This window comes from Streptomyces sp. AcH 505, assembly GCF_000818175.1.
GTDB lineage: Bacteria > Actinomycetota > Actinomycetes > Streptomycetales > Streptomycetaceae > Streptomyces.
In genome coordinates, this window is sequence record NZ_JTIY01000001.1 from 6,855,887 (window position 1) to 6,860,231 (window position 4,345).

Genomic DNA, 4,345 nt, shown 5'->3' on the forward strand with positions numbered 1-4,345 from the left:
GGGTGAGACACCACCGGGCGAGAGCAGCACCGGCTCGGAGACGGGACCCCCCATCGACCTGACCCGGGGGTGGGGCACGTGGCCGCTCGTCGTCATCGGCGTCATCGGAGCGGTGTTCGCCGCGTTCTTCCTGATGTACGCCATCCTGCTGGTCGTCTGACGGCCGCCGACACGGCCTAGCGCGTCGAGTCGAGCATCTCCCGCTGTTCCGGGGAGAGTTCGAGGTCGACCGCGGCCAGGCTCTCGTCCAGCTGCGCGACCGAGGAAGCCCCGACCAGCGGGATGACCGGAATCTCCCCGCCCATCAGCCACGCCAGCACCACCTGGTTGACGGTCGCGTCCGCCTCCTTCGCCACCTTGCGCAGTGCCGCGAGCCGTGCGGGGACGCTGCCGTGGTCGTGCCCCGCGTGCAGCGGCTTGTCCTCGCGTACATACGCGCCGCCCAGCAGCGGGGAGTACGCCACCAGCGTCAGCTCGTCGCGTTCGGCGCGCAGCAGACTGAGCAAGTTCCCCTCCACCGCGCCCGGTTCGCCGTCCTGCGACAGCGCGCTCGGCAGATCCGTGCGGTGCCGCAGATAGCTGTGCTGGTACTGCAGAAGCTCGTAGCCCGGCAGCCCCGCCGCCTTCGCGATGTTCCTGGCCCGGTCCACCTTCCACGCCCAGTGGTTGGAGACGCCGAGAAGTCCGACCGTCCCCTCGTTGACCAGTGCGCCGAACTCACCCACCGTCTCGGCCAGTTCGGTCTTCGGGTCCTCGATGTGCGCGTACAGCACATCGAGCTTGTCGACCCCGAGCCGCTTCGTGCTCGCCGCCACCGCCGCCCGGATCGCCCCGGCGGACAGGCCCTCGGCGTTGTCGACGTGACCGGTGCCATCGGCGAGCGGACCCGCTCCCAGCTTCGTCGCGATCACGACCTCCCCTGACACCCCACGGCTGCGCCGCCAGTTGCCGAGCACGGTCTCGCTCTCGCCGCCCCGACTGCCCTTGAACCAGTACGCGTAGCAGTTGGACGTGTCGACGAACGTGCCGCCTGCCTCGACGTACCGGTCGAGGACGGCGAACGCCGTCCTCTCGTCGGTGGCGGTGCCGAACAGCATCGCGCCCAGGCTCAGCACACTGACCTCGCGGCGGGTCGCCGGTTGCTGCCGATCGTGCGGTACCTCATGCGTGTGACCCCTCCCGTACCCGGCGTCGTTCGCGCCGGGCGACGAACAGAAGCCTCGGTGTTGAAGTGCGCACGAAGTCAAGCGCCCGACCGGTGCGCCCGCGATGTCTCCGCCCGGATGCCGAAACGCGCCGGAGGGGTCACGCTGGAGATCGCGGGCAGGGAGGAGTCGCGATGGCCGAGGCGCCCGACCGCTTCGTACACGTCCGAGGGGCCGCGGAGCACAACCTGAAGAACGTCGACGTGGACGTCCCCAGGGACGCGATGGTCGCCTTCACCGGCGTCTCCGGTTCCGGCAAGTCGTCCCTCGCCTTCGGCACGCTCTACGCCGAGGCCCAGCGCCGGTACTTCGAATCCGTCGCCCCCTACGCCCGTCGGCTGCTCCAGCAGGTCGGCGCACCGCACGTACAGGAGATCACCGGGCTGCCACCGGCCGTGGCGTTGCAGCAGCGGCGCGGGGCGCCCAGCTCACGCTCGACGGTGGGCACTCTCACCACGCTCTCCAACCTGCTGCGCATGCTGTACTCGCGCGCCGGAACGTACCCGCCCGGGGCCGATCGGCTGGAGGCGGAGTCGTTCTCGCCCAACACCGTGGCCGGCGCCTGCCCGCGCTGCCACGGACTCGGTGTCGTCCACGACGTCGCCGAGGACCTGCTCGTCCCTGACCCGTCGCTGTCCATCCGGGACGGTGCGATCGCCGCCTGGCCCGGCGCCTGGCAGGGGGCCAATCTGCGCAGCGTGGTGAGCGGTCTCGGCATCGACATCGACAGGCCGTGGCGCAGGCTCAGGAAGAAGGACCGGGACTGGCTGCTGTACACCGACGAACAGCCGTCGGTGTACATCGAGCCGGAGCCGGAGCGCATCGACTACGGCTACCACGGAACGTTCTGGAGCGCCCGCAAACACGTCATGCACGTCCTCGCCGACTCCAAGAGCGAACGGATGCGCGAGCGGGCGCTGCGGTTCGTCCGGAGCGTGCCCTGCCCCGTGTGCCACGGCAGCGGTCTGCGGCCGGAGGCGCTCGCCGTGACCTTCGCGGGTCTCTCCATCGCCGAGATCAACGCGAAACCGCTCACGGAGGCCGTGGCGCTGCTGAGGCCGGTGGCCGAGCTGTCGGAGGCCGCGCCCACCACGTCGACCGCCAGGTCGGGGGAGGCGACCGAGGTCGCCGTACGGATCTGTGCCGACCTGGTCGCGCGGGTCGACGTGCTGCTCGGCCTCGGCCTGGGCTATCTCAGCCTGGCGCGCAGCTCGACGACACTGTCGCCCGGCGAGGCGCAGCGGCTGCGGATCGCGACCCAGCTGCGCTCGGGGCTCTTCGGAGTCGTCTACGTCCTCGACGAGCCCTCCGCCGGGCTGCACCCGGCCGACGCGGAGCCGCTGATGGACGTGCTGGACCGGCTCAAGGCGTCGGGGAACTCGCTGTTCGTCGTGGAGCACGACATGGATGTCGTACGGCGGGCGGACTGGGTGGTCGACATCGGGCCGGGAGCGGGGGAGAGCGGCGGGCGCGTGCTGTACTCAGGGCCGGTACCCGGTCTTGAGGAGGTCGCGGAGTCGGCCACGGGCGACTACCTGTTCGGACGGGCCCGGCGGCTCGACCACCGTCCCCGGACGGCGCAGGGGTGGCTGAGCCTGCACGGCGTCTCCCGGCACAACCTGCGTGACCTGTCCGTCGACATCCCGTTGTGCGTACTGACAGCGGTGACCGGTGTGTCCGGCTCCGGGAAGTCGACGCTGGTCACGCAGGTGCTCGGCGAAGTCGTCCGCCGGCACCTCGGACAGGCGTCGGAAGATACGGACGATGGCGCCGATCCCGGCCACACCGACGACACGGACCGTGAGGCAGGCGTCCGGGAGGCCTCGGGGCTCGACTCGTTCGACCGGCTGGTCCGGGTCGACCAGCGGCCCATCGGCCGCACCCCGCGCTCCAACCTGGCCACGTACACAGGGATGTTCGACGCGGTACGCAAGCTGTACGCGGCGACGGACGAGTCGAAGGCGCGCGGTTACACGGCCGGACGGTTCTCCTTCAACGTCCCCGAAGGCCGCTGCGAGACCTGCCAGGGCGAAGGGTTCGTCACTGTCGAACTGCTGTTCCTGCCGGGGACCTACGCGCCCTGCCCCACCTGCCACGGCGCGCGGTACAACGCCGAGACACTCGACATCACCTACCGCGGACGGAACATCGCGGACGTACTGGCGATGCCCGTCGACGAGGCGGCCACGTTCCTCGCCGAACTCCCGGCAGCCGCACGGAGCCTGGAGACGCTGCGCGAAGTGGGCCTGGGGTACCTGCGGTTGGGTCAGCCGGCCACGGAACTCAGCGGCGGCGAGGCCCAGCGCATCAAACTCGCCACCGAACTGCAGCGCGCCCGCCGCGGCCACGCGCTCTACCTGCTGGACGAGCCGACAGCGGGCCTGCACCCGGCCGACATCACCCTGCTGCTGCGCCAGTTGCACCGGCTGGTCGACGCGGGGAACACCGTCGTCCTGGTCGAACACGACCTGGACGCGATCGCCACGGCCGACCACGTCATCGACCTGGGTCCGGGCGGCGGGGACGCGGGCGGCCGAGTCATCGCCACCGGTACCCCCGCCGAGGTCGCCCGGGCGAAGGACAGCCTCACGGCCCCGTACCTGGCCCGCAGGCTCGCCGACGGCTGACGGGCGGATAGGCTCACGGGATGGCGGATACGGCGTCGGGTCCTTCGAGCCGGGAGCGCGGTTGGTACCGAGGTGACTGCCACGTCCATTCGGTCCACTCCGACGGCGAACTGACGCCGGATCAGCTGACGGGCGGCGCCCGGTCGGCCGGGCTCGACTTCCTCGCCACCACCGAACACAACACCGCCGAGGCGCACGGCTCCTGGGAACACAGCGATGTGCTGGTGATCCTGGGCGAGGAGGTCACCACCAGGACCGGGCACTGGCTCGCGCTCGGACTTCCCCCGGGGCAGGTGGTCGACTGGCGGTACGGCGTCGGGGACGGCGCGGTCGACGGGCAGCTGGCGAAGGTGCGGCGGTTCGGTGGACTGTGCGTGGCGGCTCATCCGCACGCCCCGTACCCCTCGGGCACGTTCATGTACCCGTACGAGGGATTCGACGCCGTCGAGGTGTGGAACGGGGCGTGGGACTCCGACATGCCGTGGCAGGCGGACAACGACGCGGCGCTCGCCG

Annotated in this window: 3 protein-coding genes and 1 pseudogene; 3 read left to right on the forward strand and 1 reads right to left on the reverse strand. The window is 71.0% G+C overall.

Annotated features, from left to right (window positions below; all coding sequences use genetic code 11):
* Positions 1–160, forward strand: a 160-nt coding sequence (locus HY68_RS46085) for a DUF6480 family protein (RefSeq protein ID WP_041994842.1), incomplete at its 5' end; no start/stop codon positions are given.
* A gap of 16 nt (positions 161–176) precedes the next feature.
* Here HY68_RS46085 and HY68_RS30020 read toward each other — a convergent pair.
* Positions 177–1,165, reverse strand: a pseudogene (locus tag HY68_RS30020) (aldo/keto reductase).
* A 174-nt stretch (positions 1,166–1,339) separates the two neighbouring features.
* Between HY68_RS30020 and uvrA the strand changes: the two are divergent.
* Both uvrA and HY68_RS44235 read left to right on the forward strand, forming a co-directional pair.
* Entirely contained in the window at positions 1,340–3,832 is a 2,493-nt protein-coding gene (gene uvrA / locus HY68_RS30025; RefSeq protein ID WP_041994845.1) for an excinuclease ABC subunit UvrA, read from the forward strand.
* A 20-nt stretch (positions 3,833–3,852) separates the two neighbouring features.
* Positions 3,853–4,345, forward strand: a 493-nt coding sequence (locus HY68_RS44235; RefSeq protein ID WP_041994848.1) for a CehA/McbA family metallohydrolase, incomplete at its 3' end; no start/stop codon positions are given.

Excerpts from the sequence above, each read along its gene's own strand:
- uvrA (WP_041994845.1), top strand. The coding sequence starts at position 1,340 with ATGGCCGAGGCGCCCGACCGCTTCGTACACGTCCGAGGGGCCGCGGAG.